This is a genomic window from Mesorhizobium sp. P2_B5 (assembly GCF_056404775.1).
In genome coordinates this window covers 933,360-947,846 of sequence record NZ_JBFUDJ010000001.1, presented here as the reverse complement: position 1 = coordinate 947,846, position 14,487 = coordinate 933,360, and the positions used below count along the sequence as shown (strand labels likewise).

16 protein-coding genes are annotated in these 14,487 nt (G+C 63.8%); 5 read left to right on the top strand and 11 right to left on the bottom strand.

Annotation, left to right across the window (positions count from 1 at the left end; all coding sequences use genetic code 11):
* Positions 1-5 precede the first annotated feature (5 nt).
* Positions 6-1,043: a YihY/virulence factor BrkB family protein gene (locus tag AC1D1N_RS04840; protein ID WP_477346950.1), complete on the top strand. Its 1,038-nt coding sequence runs from the start codon at positions 6-8 to the stop codon at positions 1,041-1,043.
* Between the two features lie 58 nt (positions 1,044-1,101).
* Here the strand turns inward: AC1D1N_RS04840 and AC1D1N_RS04835 are convergent, their stop codons facing one another.
* Complete coding sequence (locus AC1D1N_RS04835) at positions 1,102-1,653, bottom strand: autotransporter (RefSeq protein WP_477346949.1); 552 nt, start codon at positions 1,651-1,653, stop codon at positions 1,102-1,104.
* A 96-nt stretch (positions 1,654-1,749) separates the two neighbouring features.
* Here AC1D1N_RS04835 and AC1D1N_RS04830 point away from each other — a divergent pair, with 96 nt between their 5' ends.
* Positions 1,750-2,466: a GntR family transcriptional regulator gene (locus AC1D1N_RS04830; protein ID WP_352557752.1), complete on the top strand. Its 717-nt coding sequence runs from the start codon at positions 1,750-1,752 to the stop codon at positions 2,464-2,466.
* A gap of 30 nt (positions 2,467-2,496) precedes the next feature.
* On the opposite strand, the gene AC1D1N_RS04825 is transcribed toward AC1D1N_RS04830, so the two are convergent.
* Together AC1D1N_RS04825 and AC1D1N_RS04820 are read right to left on the bottom strand one after the other, a co-directional pair.
* Positions 2,497-3,387, bottom strand: coding sequence for a sigma-70 family RNA polymerase sigma factor (locus AC1D1N_RS04825; protein WP_477346947.1), 891 nt, complete (start codon positions 3,385-3,387; stop codon positions 2,497-2,499).
* Positions 3,388-3,419: 32 nt separating this feature from the next.
* A complete protein-coding gene (locus AC1D1N_RS04820) occupies positions 3,420-3,728 on the bottom strand; it encodes a hypothetical protein (protein WP_477346945.1) in 309 nt (102 codons plus the stop codon).
* Positions 3,729-3,879: 151 nt separating this feature from the next.
* Between AC1D1N_RS04820 and AC1D1N_RS04815 the strand changes: the two genes are divergently transcribed.
* A complete protein-coding gene (locus AC1D1N_RS04815) occupies positions 3,880-4,245 on the top strand; it encodes a VOC family protein (RefSeq protein ID WP_477346944.1) in 366 nt (121 codons plus the stop codon).
* Between the two features lie 47 nt (positions 4,246-4,292).
* Positions 4,293-5,141 carry an alpha/beta fold hydrolase gene (locus AC1D1N_RS04810; protein WP_477346942.1) on the top strand — a complete coding sequence of 283 codons (849 nt, stop codon included), beginning with the start codon at positions 4,293-4,295 and terminating at the stop codon, positions 5,139-5,141.
* An 85-nt stretch (positions 5,142-5,226) separates the two neighbouring features.
* Here the strand turns inward: AC1D1N_RS04810 and AC1D1N_RS04805 are convergent, their stop codons facing one another.
* The 4 genes from AC1D1N_RS04805 to AC1D1N_RS04790 all read right to left on the bottom strand — a co-directional run bounded on the left by AC1D1N_RS04805 (position 5,227) and on the right by AC1D1N_RS04790 (position 8,564).
* Positions 5,227-6,213 carry a Gfo/Idh/MocA family protein gene (locus AC1D1N_RS04805; RefSeq protein ID WP_477346940.1) on the bottom strand — a complete coding sequence of 329 codons (987 nt, stop codon included), beginning with the start codon at positions 6,211-6,213 and terminating at the stop codon, positions 5,227-5,229.
* Between the two features lie 76 nt (positions 6,214-6,289).
* Entirely contained in the window at positions 6,290-6,865 is a 576-nt protein-coding gene (locus AC1D1N_RS04800) for a YceI family protein (protein ID WP_477346939.1), read from the bottom strand.
* A gap of 67 nt (positions 6,866-6,932) precedes the next feature.
* On the bottom strand, positions 6,933-7,511 hold the full coding sequence (locus tag AC1D1N_RS04795) for a cytochrome b (RefSeq protein WP_477346937.1): 579 nt from the start codon (positions 7,509-7,511) through the stop codon (positions 6,933-6,935).
* A gap of 162 nt (positions 7,512-7,673) precedes the next feature.
* Entirely contained in the window at positions 7,674-8,564 is an 891-nt protein-coding gene (locus AC1D1N_RS04790) for a LysR family transcriptional regulator (protein WP_477346935.1), read from the bottom strand.
* A 96-nt stretch (positions 8,565-8,660) separates the two neighbouring features.
* Here AC1D1N_RS04790 and AC1D1N_RS04785 point away from each other — a divergent pair, with 96 nt between their 5' ends.
* Positions 8,661-9,656, top strand: a complete 996-nt coding sequence (locus AC1D1N_RS04785) for an aldo/keto reductase (RefSeq protein WP_477346933.1) — start codon at positions 8,661-8,663, stop codon at positions 9,654-9,656.
* A 191-nt stretch (positions 9,657-9,847) separates the two neighbouring features.
* Here AC1D1N_RS04785 and AC1D1N_RS04780 read toward each other — a convergent pair whose 3' ends face one another.
* The 4 genes from AC1D1N_RS04780 to pheS all read right to left on the bottom strand — a co-directional run bounded on the left by AC1D1N_RS04780 (position 9,848) and on the right by pheS (position 14,415).
* Positions 9,848-10,450: a nucleotidyltransferase family protein gene (locus AC1D1N_RS04780; RefSeq protein WP_477346931.1), complete on the bottom strand. Its 603-nt coding sequence runs from the start codon at positions 10,448-10,450 to the stop codon at positions 9,848-9,850.
* 73 nt (positions 10,451-10,523) lie between these two features.
* Positions 10,524-12,932 (bottom strand): phenylalanine--tRNA ligase subunit beta, encoded by a 2,409-nt coding sequence (gene pheT, locus AC1D1N_RS04775; RefSeq protein WP_477346929.1) that lies wholly within the window; start codon positions 12,930-12,932, stop codon positions 10,524-10,526.
* A complete protein-coding gene (locus tag AC1D1N_RS04770) occupies positions 12,932-13,366 on the bottom strand; it encodes a GFA family protein (RefSeq protein WP_112559869.1) in 435 nt (144 codons plus the stop codon). Before AC1D1N_RS04770 ends, pheT begins: the two co-directional genes overlap by 1 nt.
* Entirely contained in the window at positions 13,363-14,415 is a 1,053-nt protein-coding gene (gene pheS / locus AC1D1N_RS04765; protein ID WP_477346927.1) for a phenylalanine--tRNA ligase subunit alpha, read from the bottom strand. The genes AC1D1N_RS04770 and pheS overlap by 4 nt, the downstream gene beginning before the upstream one ends.
* Positions 14,416-14,487: the final 72 nt, after the last annotated feature.

Here is a 14,487-nt window from a genome sequence, read left to right as displayed (position 1 = left end):
GAGCGATGGACACCAAGTCCTCGTTGATCGATACCGAAGCGGCCAATCGTGCGTTGGCCACGTCGGAAACCAGCAAGGCCGCCATAAGGGCAGAGGATGGGGACCGTGGTCGCGATGCGGCCTGGCCGTCACAGATTCCTGCACTCGGCTGGAGGGATATCGTCTGGCGGCTCTGGGAAGAGTTCAACAAGGACCGGGTTCTGCTGGTCGCGGCCGGCGCCACCTTCTATCTGCTGCTCGCGCTGTTTCCGGCGTTGGCGGCCTTCATCTCGATCTACGGCTTTGTCGCCGATCCTGTGACAGTCGCGGACCATGTCGCCTATCTCGGCGGATTGCTGCCGTCGGAGGGACTGGATCTCATTCGCGGACAATTGCAGGCTTTGGCCAGTCAGAAACCGGGAGCGCTCGGAACAGGTTTCTTCGTCGGCCTTGCGATTGCGCTGTGGAGCGCCAACAGCGGAATGAAGGCGCTCTTCGATGCAATGAACATCGCCTATGAGGAAAGCGAGAAGCGCAGCTTCATCACGCTCAATCTGATGTCGATCCTGTTCACGATGGGAGCCCTGGTGATCGGCATCGTACTGTTGCTGACGGTTGGCGTTGTCCCGGCCTTGTTGCGCTTCTTCTACCTTGACGCCTGGACAGAGACCCTTGTTGCGGTGTCTCGCTGGCCGATCCTGACAGGCTTCATGCTTACAGGCATTTCCCTGCTCTACCGTTTCGGGCCGAGCCGCGAACATGCGAAGTGGCGATGGCTGAGCTGGGGTGCCTTGATTGCGACCGCCGTCTGGATCGCCGCATCGTGGCTGTTCTCGTTCTACCTGCAGCATTTTGCCAACTACAACGCCACCTACGGATCGCTGGGCGCTGTCGTTGGCTTGATGATGTGGACATGGATTTCCGTCATCATCCTCATCGCGGGCGCCGCAATCAATGCCGAGATGGAACATCAGACGGCAATCGACTCGACCACGGGTCCCGCTCTGCCAATGGGAGAGCGTGGCGCGGTGGTTGCCGATACGCTGGGCAAAACAGCTGATTAGGTGCTGGGATCGCTTATCCGGCAAAGAGCCGACGCGGCTTGCTCTCGCCCTTTCCCGATCAGGAACCAGCTTGGCCAATCGGCCTCGCACCGGCCAGATACCGCTCATTGTCGAACGGCTCGGCCTGGTTGCTATCCGGGCTCCACATATGGCGGTCAATCTCCGTCAGATCGCCGAGATAGACATGCAGCGCGCCGGAGCGGGCGCTGCCGGTGTTGGCGACGGCGTGCACAGTATCAGGGGCCATGTGCACCACGGCGGGGGCCGCGATGTCCTGTCGTTCCGGTGTATCGATCTCGCTGCCGTCGACGGGATAGATGAAGTTGGTCTCGCTGCCCTTGTAGATGCCGATCAGCGCATCCATCAGATGGTTGTGCGCGGGATACTGCAGGCCGGGCGACAGCGTGATGTGGTAGATCGTCAAATCAGGGCTGGCATGCAGCAGCACCTCATCGTCTTCCTCCTCATGGGCAAGCACGCCTGAGGCGTGAAAACGATCAGTGTGTTCGCGCAACACCGCCTTGACCCGATCGAAGGCATCATGACCTTTGGCTGCGTTGACGATATCGGCGGTTACGGCGTAGAGAGGCGAGTTGGCGGCAAGAGGCATTGTCAGCTATCCCGCTTAAGAAGCTTAATACTCATAACTGAGATGCTCAGGCTAGCGAATGCCGGAACCAGCGTCAACTGCCCAGGAAGACCTGACATGATCGCCCCGAAATCCGCAGCCGCATCACCCTCGACCGCCGACATATTGCGCAGCGAGGAGGCCTACGAGCAGCTGAAGAGCGACATCGTCGCCTGCGTGCTGCGCCCCGGCGAAAGCCTGACCGAAAAGCAGATCGGCGATCGCTACCAGATCAGGAAGGCGACGATCCGCTCGGCCCTTGCCCGGCTGACGCAGGAAGGGTTGATCAAAAGCGAGCCCAGGCGCGGCTACGTCATCGCACCGCTCAGCCTGCGCGACGTCAACGAGATTTTCGATGTCCGCGGCCTGATCGAGCCGGAAGTGTTCCGCGTGGCGGCCGCCAACATCACCGAGCGCGGGCTCGACGACATCAGGCTGGCGGCGCAAAAGGTGCTGAAGCCTGAGACGCTGCGCAGCCATGTCGCCTTCCTCGCCGCCGACCGCGCCTTTCGCCTTGCGCTGGCCGAGCTCTCGGGCAATCTGCGGCTGGCGCGCCTGCTCGACCAGATCCTCGACCAATCGGAGCGCGTTCTCCATCTCGGCTTCAAATCGCGCGACTTCACGCAAATGATCATCGGCCAGCAAAAGGAGCTCGTCCTTGCCTGTGAGGTGGCCGAGGTCTCGGCCATCGCAAAGCTTGCCCGTTCGCAGTGCCTGTCGCTCAAGAAGCAGGTGCTCGAGGCCCTGCTTGCCGGCTCCAAGCTGCAGGACGCCAATTTGCAAAGCTTCGCCTGAGGCGGCGAGGCCTGCGCTCACCGGTGGCACTCACTCGTCAATGAAGCGGATGTCCGCGTCGGCGAGGCAATAGGGCGCATAGCGGAAATCTCTGATATGGCTGACCTTTCCGTCCTGCCAGTCGACCAACATGAAACCGCGCACGGCATCATCTCCCGCTTGCGGGTTGCGGATCAGGATCGCCGCCCTGCCGTCGACGAAGCCCAACGACAGCGCCCAGTCGCCGACGCGGTCGTAATTGCCGAAATAGTTGGAAACCTGCGCCTTGCCGCGCATCCGGGTGCGGTTGACGACCTCTAGCTGGATGTCCTCGGCGATCAAAGCGCGCACGGCGTCGAAGTCGCGCGCGTTGAACAGGTCGACATAGCGGCGCAGACGCCGCTCGTCGTCGGCGTCGAGTTTTGGGGCGGGCGTCTGTTCGTCCTGCGCCGCCAGCAGCCGCAGCTGTGCGCGGCCGCGATGCAGCGCCGCCTTGGTCGCCGCCAGCGTCGCGCCGGAGACCTCGCAGGTTTCGTGCAGGCTGAGGCCAAGCACGTCGACCAGGATCACGGCGCTGCGCTGCGCCGTCGCAAGCTGCATGAAGCTACGCAGGCTGGCAGCGGTGGCGAGCCTCGCATCGGCGCTTGCGGAGGGGTCTTCGATCGTCGTCATGTCGGTCTCGCTCATGCGCGCCTGCTCCCGCTGGCGCCGGCGCAGATGATCCTGCGCGGCATTGTGGGCGATGCGAAACAGCCATTGCTCGGGACGCTCGACAGAGGCGTCGGCGTCAATGGCCTGCAGCGCCTTGATCAAGGTCTCCTGGACGATGTCCTCGCCATCGATCACCGAGCCGGCCATGCGGGCGCAATAGCGGTGCAGCTTCGGCCGCAATTCGCCGAGCATCGCCTCCAGGGCCACGCGGTCGAGTTTTGCCGTGTTCATCCTGTCCATTCCCAAAATGCCGGTCTTGGTAGTCAGGCCGGCACGACCTCGCCGGCCAGCATACGATAATTGCCGACGATCTTTACCGGCGATCTGGCAAGCGGCGTCGAGCGTCGCGCGGCATGATCGGCGCTGAAAGCCTTGAAGGCGTCGAGCCCGGTCAGGCCGTCGCCGTCCTGGCTGACAAGATGGACGAACTCGCCATTCTCCAGTTCCAGGACCAGGTAGCGCACGGATTGCGGCCTGGTTTCGGCGAGCGCCTCGAACACCTTTGCAACCAGCATACGGTTCTGCGCGATGCTTTCATCCTTCACGCCGTAGCGGATGAGATTGTAGCCCATGTGTCGTCTCCTGTTTTTCAAGTCTGCAGGGAGAAGACGTTTCGCGGCGTCGAAAAGATTCTCACCGCCGGCGAATCTTTTTGATCGCTCGGATCGTCTTTCCCCTGTGGACGGCTGCCAGGCAGCCATCGAGGAGCAGGAGAGACCCATCATGCACATCCAGTTTGCCGAGTTGCCCGTCATCGACCAGGACCGCGCCAAAGCCTTCTATACCGATCATCTTGCCTGCCAGGTGGCAGCCGACCAGCCGATGGGCGATGGCGGCTGGCGCTGGATCGAACTGACATTTCCCGGCGCCGTCACCAATTTGCATTTCGTCAAACGCTCCGATGACTCTCCGGGCGCCGAACCAGTTCTGGTGCTCGTCGATGACGATGTCGAGGCAACGATCGCCGCGTTGAAGGCGCGCGGCGTCGAAATCATCACCGAGCCGCAGGAAGCGCCGTGGCAGCCGGGCCGCACCGTCGCCGAGTTCCGCGACAGCGAGGGCAACCGCATGGTGGTTGCCAGCAAATGAATAGGATCGTTGCTGAACGCAATTTTGATATAACAGGAGAGAGGGACATGACCCCCCAATCGTCGACGCTGAAAGTACCGGGCGCCAGCCTCTATTATGAAACCCGTGGCTCCGGCCCCGTTCTGCTGATCATCCCCGGCGGACCGCAGGACGCCGGCGTTTTCGCCGATATCGCGCACCATCTTGCCGACCGCTACACGGTGGTCGCCTACGACCCGCGCGGCAATTCGCGCAGCACCTTCGACGGGCCGCCGCAGGAACAGGACCTCGATGTCCATGGCGACGATGCCGCCCGGCTGATCGACGCGCTCGGCGCCGGGCCGGCCTACGTGTTCGGCACCAGCGGCGGCGCCCAGATCGGCCTAAACCTCGCCGCCCGCCATCCCGGCCGGGTGCGTGCGCTGGTGGCGCATGAGCCACCCAGCATGATGCTGCTCGAAGACCCGGCGCCGGCGCTGGCCGGCATGCGCGACCTCCACGACACCTATCGCAGCCACGGCGTCGAGGCGGCGATGCAGAAATTCTTCAGCGAGAACGGCCTGTCGGAAGGGCCCGGCCAGGATGAAGCCGGACCGCAGGACGGGCCACCTTCGTTCGAACCGTCGCCCGAAGAAGCCGAGACCTTTGCCAGGGTCAGCGGCAATTTCGAATACTGGCTGGCGCATGGCGTCATGCCGCTGTCGCTCTACCGCCCCGACGTCGAAGCGTTGCGCGGCCGCCCGGTCGTGGTCGGCATCGGCGAAGAGTCCATCGGCCAGCCGATCGACGGCATGGGCAAGGCGCTGGCCGACAGGCTCGGCACCAAGCGCGCCGCCTTCCCCGGCGACCATATGGGCTTTGCCCCCTATCCCGACCGCTTCGCCGAGACTTTGCACCTGGCGCTCAGCGGTGCGTGAGATCGTCAGTTCAACAGGAAAGGGCGTCCGCGTGCTTGATGCGGGCGCCCTTTTTCCGTGAGATTAACCGGCTAAATACTGCGGATCAGACCGTCTCCCAGCCTTCCTTGTCGCCGGCGCGGAAGATGGCGTCGATGACCTTCTGGTTGAGCACGGATTCCTCCAGCATGAAGACGCGCTCCTTGCCGCCCTCGGCCGCCCTGGCAAAGGTCTCGACCTCGCGCCGGTATTGCTGCGTGCCTGGAAAGCGGAACACCTGCGCCTCGGTGTGGTTCTGGTTGTGCAGTTCGATGCGGTGATGGTCGTAGAGCCCGGCATTGAACGGCGAAAACACCTCGATGAAACCCTTCTCGCCGTGGAACACCATCACCTGCCGCGCCGCCATCTGCGTCGACAGATAGAAGGACAGTTCGAAATCGCCGAAATCGGCGCGGATCGAGGAATAGATGTCGGTGCCGAACTTCTTGTCGCGCTCGATCGTCGCCTGCACGCGCAACGGCTCCTTGTCGGTGCAAAAGCGTGTCGAGACCGTCGGGTAGACGCCGATGTCGGGCAGCGCGCCGCCGCCGAGATCGAGCTGGTTGCGCATGTTGGTGGGGTCGACATTGTAGTAGGAGAACGCGCCCTGCACATGGCGCAGCCGACCGATGGCACCGTCGGCGATGAGGTCGCGCACCTTGATCCATTGCGGGTGGTAGATGACCATGAACGCTTCGCAAACCAGCACCTTCTTCTGGTCGCGCAGCTTGATCAGCGGCAGGATGTCCTTGGCGTCGAGTGCCAGCGGCTTTTCCACCAGCACATGCTTTCCCGCTTCGATCGCCTTGGCCGTCCATTCCACGTGCTGCGAGGTCGGCAGTGGAATGTAGACGCCGTCGACCTCTTTGGAAGCCAGCAGTTCCTCATAGGAGCCGAAAGCGTGGCGGGCGCCGAAACGCTCGCCCAAAGCCTTGGCCTTCGACAGGTCGCGGCTGGCGATCGCTGACAGCACGCCATTCTCGGCCTCGACGATTGCCGGCAGTAACTGCTCGCGGCCGATCTTGGCCGTCGACAAAACACCCCATCGGAACATCAGGCTTCTCCTATCGATTTTACAGGCGAGGAGGTTTGCCCGAAATTGGGGGAAAAGCCAATCAGCGACAGGCGCGCTAACCCTTCTTCCCCGTCAGCGTCATGTCGAAATCGACGATGTTGGAATAGATCGGCGTGCCGACATCCATGCCGTAGCGGGAGCGGAGCACCTTGCCGGTGACGTGGAATTTGATCGTGCCGCCCTTCAGCCCGCCGAGCTCGGCGGTGAACTTTTCCGCAAACGTCTTGCCGCGCGCCGTCAGCCGGCCGCTGACCAGCGCCGTGGTGTCGCTGGTGCGCGTCACGCTGGTCGAGCGGAACTGGATTTCCGGATTGTTGGCGGCATCGAACACCGCGTCGGAGCGCAGGAAGGCATCGATGCGGCCCTGGCCTGTGCCGACGCTTTCGGGATAGATGGTGAAATTGACCTGCGAACGCCCGACATCGCTGTTGTCGATACGGATCGAGCCCTTGAACCGGCCGAAGGCGCCGTTGAGCCCGCCGCCGCCGACCTTGCCGATGGAAAAGCGGATGCTGGAACTGGCCGGGTTGACCGTATAGCTGCCGGCTGCGTCGTTAAGGTCGACCGCGGCCAAGACAGGCATGGCAAGGCAAGCGGCCATAGCCGCCAATCCGAAGATGCGCGCATACATGGGTTTTGTCCTTCTGGGGCAGGCAAAGTCCTGCGTCTTTCCTCCATGAACGAATACGCGGCGCGCCCTATTCCATGTCGGGCGCTGACGAAGGCGTGATCATGCGGGTGAGCACGTTGTCGCGCAGCCAGAAATGATGGCGCAGCGCCGCCAGCGCATGCAGCACGACCAGCGCAATGCCGGCATAGGCAAGATACCAGTGTAGGGCTGCCCAGAAGTTTTCCGCCGTGTCGGACAGGCCGAGCGGCAGGTTCGGCATCACGAACAGGTTGAACGGCATGCTGGGGATCTCCAGCATCGACACCGAAACCAGCGCCCAGCCGGACAAAGGCAAAGCGAGCTGGAAGGCATAAAGCGCCAGATGCGCCAGCGGCGCGGTGCGACGCTCCAGCGCCCCGGTTGATGCTGGCAGCGCCGGCGCCGCATTGCCGAGCCGCCAGCCGATGCGCAGGATGATGAGACCGATCAGCAGAAAGCCGAAGGATTTGTGCAACTGGATGAGCTCGAACGCGGTGCGCTGGCTGGTCAATCGCACCATGACGAAGCCGAGCATGAACTGGCCAATGAAGATGATGCCGATCAGCCAGTGGAGGATGATTGCCACCCAGCCGTAGCGGGTCGTGCTGTTGGTGATGGATGCCTGCATGGTTGGTGAACGAATGCCGGATGGGCTTTCTTCCGGCGCGCCTTACCCTCCCCCTTGTGGGGAGGGTCGATCCGCGTAGCGGATCGGGGTGGGGGTCCTCGTAGGGCGCAGCCCCCCACCCCGTCGCTTCGCGCCGACCCTCCCCACAAGGGGGAGGGTGGGCTAACCGCCGACCTTGAAGAAATCGACAAACGCCCGCAGCGCCGGGCGCATCTGCCTGCGGCTGGGATAGTAGACGAAGAAGCCCTCGAAGGGCGGGCACCAGTCGTCCAGCACGCGGATCAGCCTTCCGTCGGCGAGCGGGCCCCGCACATAAGGCTCGAAGACGAAGGCCAGTCCGGCGCCGTCGATGGCCGCCTGGGCGATCAGATGGTCCTCGTCGAGGATCAGCGGTCCTTGTGCGGCGATCTCGATCTCCTCGCCGTCCTTCTCGAACTCCCAGCGGTAGAGGATGCCGCTGGAGAAGCGGAAGCGGATGCAGCGATGGTCGGCCAGCTCGCGCGGGTGACGCGGTTTCGGCATTTTTTCGAAATAGGACGGTGCACCGACGACGGCACCGCGAAGGTCCGGCCCGATGCGCACCGCGATCATGTCGCGTTGCAGGCTCTCGCCGAGCCGCACGCCGGCGTCGAAGCCGCCCTCGACCACATCGGTAAAGCGATCCTCGACGACGATCTCCAGCACGATGTCGGGATAGGCCGATGCAAAGGCGCCGAGTCTGGGCGTCAGCGTAAGGTGGGCCGCGGTGCGCGGCACGGTCAGCCGCAGATTGCCGGCCGGCCGGTCGCGCGCCTCGATCGCTGTTTCCAGCGCCAGGTCGATCTCCGACAGTGCCGGCCGCAGCCGCTCCAGCAACTGCGCCCCTTCCTCGGTCGGCGCAACGCTGCGCGTGCTGCGTGCCAAGAGGCGAACGCCGAGCCGTGCCTCCAGGCTGGACACCGCATGGCTGACGGCCGAGGGCGCTATGGCCAATTCCCTGGCGGCGCCGCGAAAGCTGCCGCATTGGGCGACGGTGGCCAGCACCGCCAGTTGCGAAAGATGAGCACGATTCATTGATCTATCTCTTGGAACAGCCCGTACAAATAAGAGACGATTATCGAACGTGGTTCAAGGCATTACCTCAGTCGCATCGCAACAAGGAGACACGTGATGCAAACCCGCAAGCTAGGAGCAGAATTGAAGGTCTATCCCGTCGGCCTCGGCTGCATGGGCATGAGCTTCGCCTATGGCGGCCAGGCAGAGGCCGACGCAATCGCCACGCTGCGCCGCGCCGTCGACATCGGCGTCACCTTCTTCGACACGGCCGAAGTCTACGGCCCCTATGAGAACGAGATCCTGCTCGGCAAGGCGCTGAAGCCGGTACGCGACAAGGTGACGATCGCCACCAAATTCGGCTTCAAGATCTCCGAGGAAGGCTCAGGCATCGAGCGCATGGTCGGAGTCGACAGCCGCCCCGAGCACGTCAAGGCGGTGGCCGAAGCCTCGCTGAAGCGGCTCGATACCGATGTCATCGACCTCTACTACCAGCACCGTGTCGACCCCAATGTGCCCATCGAGGACACGGTCGGCGCCATGGCCGAGCTGGTGCGCGAGGGCAAGGTGCGGGCGCTCGGCCTGTCGGAGGTCAGTGCCGCCACCATCCGCCGGGCGCATGCCGTGCATCCGATCGCTGCCGTCCAGAGCGAATATTCGCTGTGGAGCCGTGATCCGGAAGACGAGGTGTTCGATGTCTGCCGCGAACTCGGCATTGGCTTTGTCCCCTACAGCCCGCTCGGCCGCGGCCTGCTCACCGGCACCATCGCCAAGCCCGAGGCCTTGAGCGACGACGACTGGCGCCGCACCTTGCCACGCTTCCAGGCCGACGCCATGGCGGCCAACGCTAAGGTCATTGCCACGCTGGAAAAGCTGGCGACGCAAAAAGGCGTCACCTCGGCGCAACTGGCGCTGGCCTGGGTGTTGCACCAGGGCGATTTCATCGTGCCGATCCCCGGCGCAAGAAAGCTCCGCCATCTCGAGCAGAACACCGCGGCGGCCGGGATCGAGCTGAGTGCTGCCGAGGTGGCAGCGATTGGCGATGCGCTGTCGCCGGATAAGGTGGTCGGCAAGCGCTACACGGAGGAGCTGCTGGCGCTCGTGAACGGGTGAAAAAAGGCCCCCTCATCCGGCCGCTACGCGGCCACCTTCTCCCCGAGGGGAGAAGAGCCTGCCACCGGCGCCAGCTCCTCTCCTCGGGGAGAGGTTGGATTGTCCCGAATTGCCCTTCGCAATTCGGCTGACAATCCGGGTGAGGGGGCCTTTCGTTTCGCTTTCAGGGGCGCTTTGGCGCCCTTTTTTAATCACCAATCCACCACCGTAATCTCCGGCCAGCACTCTCTCGCCCGCGCGCCCTTCACCTCATGCGTCTGCTGATTATCCATCACCCGGTTCGGCGTGATGCGAAACGAGAAGATGTCATCCAGCCCGAACGGCGCCACCAGCTGCAGCTGCCCGTCGGCATCGAACCGAACCCCGACCGCATGCGTCTTCGACGCAAAATGGCTGACGGATTCGCCGGAACTCGTATAGCGCGGGCAGGGCCGGCCGAATTTCTGCGGATACCACAGATGCACCCGCGCCTGGTTGCGCACCTCGACCGGCAGCGCCAGCCCTTTGAAATGCTGCGCCGCCCGGCGAATGACGACGTCCTCAGCCTCGTAGGACAGGTCGCTGTCATCGAAGTAGAAGAGGTCGACATCCCTAATGCCGTAACCCGATGGCCTGCCGGTCAGATGGTTCCAGACGCTGTTGTAGAGCGCGCCGGACACCACCAACCAGTCGGGCAATGCAAGCGCGCGAGCCCGCGCCAGCGCCTCGCGGACCAGCGGGTCGGCCGATACGATGGCGAGGAACGCTTCCCGTTGTGCTTCGAACGAGAGTCCGGAATAGCGCAGATGGTCCATCGCCCTTTGGAGAGCGATTCGCCATCGCTCGGCAATCCTTGGAAGGAAAATGCGTAGAGCGGCGTTAGCCGCTCTACGTCCTCAGCACGCCGCCCGTCTGCTTGCCGACATTGTCGACGATGCGCTTGGCCAGCGCCTCGAAATCCTCGTCGGTCAGCGTCTTCTCGACCGGCTGGATCGACACCTCGATGGCGATCGACTTCTTGGCGGTACCGAGCGATGCGCCTTCGAAGACGTCGAACACCGAAACGGAGGTGACCAGCTTCTTGTCGGCGGCGAGCGCCGCGCGCACCAGTGTGCCGGCTTCCACCGTCTTGTCGACGACAAAGGCGAAATCGCGCTTCACCGCCTGGAAGGCGGAGAGCTCCAGCTTCGGCTTGGTTTTCGTCGGCTTGGCCTTCGGCTCCGGCACGGCGTCGATATACACCTCGAAGCCGCAGATCGGTCCGGAAACGTCGAGGCCTTCCAGCGTCTTCGGGTGGAATTCGCCGAACGTGCCGAGCACCGTCTTCGGCCCGAGCTTGATCGTGCCGGAACGGCCGGGATGATACCAGGCCGGGCCGCCCGGTTCGATCTGCAGCCGGTCGACCGGCGCGCCGCAGGCTTCGAGCGCCGCAATCGCGTCGGCCTTGGCGTCGAACACGCCGACCGGACCGGAATTGCCGGCCCAGCTGCGGCCGGGGCCGTCGAGCTTGGCGGTGCCGCGGCGCACGCCGGCGGCAACGCGCCGCTGCTGGTCGGGGCCGTCGCCCTCATAGGTGCCGGAGACCTCGAACAGCGCCACGTCGCCAATGCCCTTGTCGGCATTGCGCTGCGCAGCGGACATCAGCCCCGGCAGCAGCGACGGCCGCATATCGGACATGTCGGCGGCGATCGGGTTGGCGAGTTTCAGCACCGTTTGGCCGCCGCCGAACAGTTCGGCATGCCTGGCCGGGATGAACGACCAGGTGACGGCCTCCATCATGCCCCGCACGGCAAGCGAGCGCTTTGCCGTGCGGGTGCGCACCTGCAGCGTCGTCAGAATCTTTGAATTGACGGCATCGTGGGCGCCAAGCGGCTGAGGAGCGATGTTGTCGACACCGTGGATGCGCATGACTTCCTCGACCAGGTCGGCCTTGCCATCGACATCCGGCCGCCAGGATGGCACCGCCACATCGACGACGTCGCCCGAGCCCTGTGGCTTGAAGCCGAGGCGCGACAGGATGTCGAGGCTCTCCGCCTTGGGCACCTCGATGCCGGTCAGCCGCTTCACTTCCGACAGCGGGAAGGCAATGATCTTCGGTTTGTGTCCGGCGTAGCCGACCACTTCGGTTTCCGTCGGCTCGCCGCCGCAGAATTCGAGCACCAGCTTGGTCGCCAGTTCGACGCCCGGCACCATGAACTCCGGGTCGACGCCGCGCTCGAAGCGGTAGCGCGCGTCGGTAATGATACCGAGCGTGCGGCCGGTGCGCGCCGTGGTGATCGGGTCCCAAAGCGCGGATTCGATCAGCACGTCGGTGGTGTTTTCATCGCAGCCGGAATGCTCGCCGCCCATCACGCCGGCGATCGATTCGACACCATTGTCGTCGGCAATGACGCACATGTCAGGCGTCAGCGTGTATTCACGCCCGTCGAGCGCCATTACCTTTTCGCCGTCTTTGGCGCGGCGCACGACGAGATTGCCGGCGACCTTTTTGGCATCGAACACATGCAGCGGCCGGCCGCGGTCGAAGGTGACGTAATTGGTGATGTCGACCAGCGCGCTGATCGGGCGCAAGCCAATGGCGATCAGCCTTTGTTGCAGCCATTTCGGCGAGGGTCCGTTCTTGACGCCGCGCACCAGACGAAGCGCGAAGCCGGGGCAGAGGTCCGGCGCCTCGATCGTCACCTTGACCGGCGTCGCGCCCTTGCCCTTGACCGCCTCGACCGGCGCGGTCTTGAGCCGGCCAAGCCCGCTTGCCGCCAGATCCCGGGCGACGCCGTAAATGCTGGTCGCATCCGGCCGGTTCGGCGTCAGATTGATTTCGATCACCGGATCGTCAAGATGCGCGTAAGCCGCGAAGCTTGTGCCGACCGGCGCATCGGCCGGCAGGTCGATGATGCCATTATGCTCATCCGACAGCTCCAGCTCGCGCTCCGAGCACATCATGCCATGGCTTTCGACGCCGCGGATCTTGCCGACCGTCAGCGTCACGTCGATGCCGGGCACATAGGTACCGGGCGCAGCGAAGGCGCCGATCAGGCCGGCGCGCGCATTCGGCGCGCCGCACACCACCTGGACAGGCGCCTTGCCGTCACCGGTGTCGACGGTCAGCACCCGCAGCCGGTCGGCGTCGGGATGCTGCACAGCGGTCAGCACCTTGGCGATGACGAACGGCCTCAGGCTGGCCTTGTCGTCGACATGCTCGACTTCGAGACCGATCGAGGTCAGCCGCTCGACGATTTCGCTAAGCGTGGCGTCGGTCTCCAGATGATCCTTGAGCCAGGAAAGGGTGAGTTTCATCACTGTGTTCCGTTTTGTCTGTGCCCGTCAGGTCTGGGCACGCTTGTCTTCAAATGGCGCGGCAAATCGTCGGGCATATGCAGGAAAGGCAGCTGCTCGCGCACATGGGCATGGTGCGTCGGCCGGAAATAGGCCGGCATGTCCATGGCGCCGAGCATGAAATAAATGTGGTCTTCCAGCCGCTCGTCGACATAGGCGATCGGCGAACCGCAAATGCCGCAGAATGAGCGCGTCACCGGGCCGTTCTCGTACATTTTCAGCGCCTTGCCGGTGAAAGCCACCTGCTCGGTCAGAAAGCCGACAAAGGCCGACACCGGTGCGCCGCTGGCCCGCCGGCAATCGCCGCAATGGCAATAGCTGATGTGGTGCGGTTCGGCCGAGGCCTCGAACCGCACCGCGCCGCAGCGGCAGCCGCCGGTGTGCGGCGCCGTCATGCGGAGAGGCCTCCGAACAGCGTCGGCATGTCGAGCGGCCTAAACCCGTAATGCGACAGCCAGCGCACATCGGCGTCGAAGAAGGCGCGCAAATCCGGCATGCCGTATTTCAGCATGGCGATGCGGTCGATGCCCATGCCCCAGGCAAAGCCCTGATACTCGTCGGGATCGAGCCCGCCGGCGCGCAGCACATTGGGATGCACCATGCCGCAACCGAGGATCTCCATCCAGTCGGTGCCTTCGCCGAAGCGCACTTCGCCCGGCCGCGAGCGGTCGCACTGGATGTCGACCTCGAGGCTTGGCTCGGTGAACGGGAAGAAGGACGGCCGGAAGCGCATCTTCACCTGCGGCACCTCGAAGAACGCCTTGCAGAACTCTTCCAGCACCCACTTCATATTGGCGACATTGGCCGTCTTGTCGATCACCAGCCCCTCGACCTGATGGAACATCGGCGAGTGGGTGGCGTCCGAATCCTGCCGGTAGGTCTTGCCGGGGATGACAATGCGGATTGGCGGCTTCTGCTTCTCCATGGTGCGGATCTGCACGGGCGAGGTGTGCGTGCGCAACAGCTTGCGCTCGCCCTTCTCGTCCGGCTGGAAGAAGAAGGTGTCGTGCATCTCGCGCGCCGGATGCCCCTCGGGAAAATTCAGCGCGGTGAAATTGTAATAGTCGCTCTCGACATCGGGACCTTCGGCGATGGCGAAGCCGAGATCGCCGAAGATCGCCGCGATCTCGTCGATGACCTGGCTGATCGGATGGATGCGGCCGCGCTCGGCCGGCGACTGCCGCACCGGCAGTGTCACGTCGACCGTCTCGGCGGCGAGCCTGGCAGTGACTGCCACATCCTTCAGTTCGGCCTTCCGTGCCGTCAGCGCTTCGGTGACGCGGTTCTTCAGGCCGTTGATCGCCGGACCCTTGACCTGGCGCTCCTCGGCGCTCATCGCGCCCAGTGTCTTCAGCATTTCGGAGACCGAACCCTTCTTGCCGAGGGCTGCAACGCGCACCGCTTCGATCGACGCCTCGTCGCCGGCCGAAGCGATGTCGGCCATCAGGGAGTTTTCGAGAGTTTCCAAACCATTAGTTACGTCGTTCACGGTCAAACTCGCTACGTTGGAAGTCAG

Bases quoted from the DNA above. Each gene is read 5' to 3' on its own strand.
- AC1D1N_RS04770 (WP_112559869.1), bottom strand. From the start codon at position 13,366: ATGACGGCGCCGCACACCGGCGGCTGCCGCTGCGGCGCGGTGCGGTTC.
- AC1D1N_RS04780 (WP_477346931.1), bottom strand. From the start codon at position 10,450: ATGGACCATCTGCGCTATTCCGGACTCTCGTTCGAAGCACAACGGGAA.
- AC1D1N_RS04805 (WP_477346940.1), bottom strand. From the start codon at position 6,213: ATGTTCCGATGGGGTGTTTTGTCGACGGCCAAGATCGGCCGCGAGCAG.
- AC1D1N_RS04795 (WP_477346937.1), bottom strand. From the start codon at position 7,511: ATGCAGGCATCCATCACCAACAGCACGACCCGCTACGGCTGGGTGGCA.
- AC1D1N_RS04820 (WP_477346945.1), bottom strand. From the start codon at position 3,728: ATGGGCTACAATCTCATCCGCTACGGCGTGAAGGATGAAAGCATCGCG.
- AC1D1N_RS04840 (WP_477346950.1), top strand. From the start codon at position 6: ATGGACACCAAGTCCTCGTTGATCGATACCGAAGCGGCCAATCGTGCG.
- AC1D1N_RS04790 (WP_477346935.1), bottom strand. From the start codon at position 8,564: ATGAATCGTGCTCATCTTTCGCAACTGGCGGTGCTGGCCACCGTCGCC.
- pheS (WP_477346927.1), bottom strand. From the start codon at position 14,415: ATGGCCGACATCGCTTCGGCCGGCGACGAGGCGTCGATCGAAGCGGTG.
- AC1D1N_RS04800 (WP_477346939.1), bottom strand. From the start codon at position 6,865: ATGTATGCGCGCATCTTCGGATTGGCGGCTATGGCCGCTTGCCTTGCC.
- AC1D1N_RS04825 (WP_477346947.1), bottom strand. From the start codon at position 3,387: ATGAACACGGCAAAACTCGACCGCGTGGCCCTGGAGGCGATGCTCGGC.
- AC1D1N_RS04835 (WP_477346949.1), bottom strand. From the start codon at position 1,653: ATGCCTCTTGCCGCCAACTCGCCTCTCTACGCCGTAACCGCCGATATC.
- AC1D1N_RS04815 (WP_477346944.1), top strand. From the start codon at position 3,880: ATGCACATCCAGTTTGCCGAGTTGCCCGTCATCGACCAGGACCGCGCC.
- AC1D1N_RS04830 (WP_352557752.1), top strand. From the start codon at position 1,750: ATGATCGCCCCGAAATCCGCAGCCGCATCACCCTCGACCGCCGACATA.
- AC1D1N_RS04785 (WP_477346933.1), top strand. From the start codon at position 8,661: ATGCAAACCCGCAAGCTAGGAGCAGAATTGAAGGTCTATCCCGTCGGC.
- pheT (WP_477346929.1), bottom strand. From the start codon at position 12,932: ATGAAACTCACCCTTTCCTGGCTCAAGGATCATCTGGAGACCGACGCC.
- AC1D1N_RS04810 (WP_477346942.1), top strand. From the start codon at position 4,293: ATGACCCCCCAATCGTCGACGCTGAAAGTACCGGGCGCCAGCCTCTAT.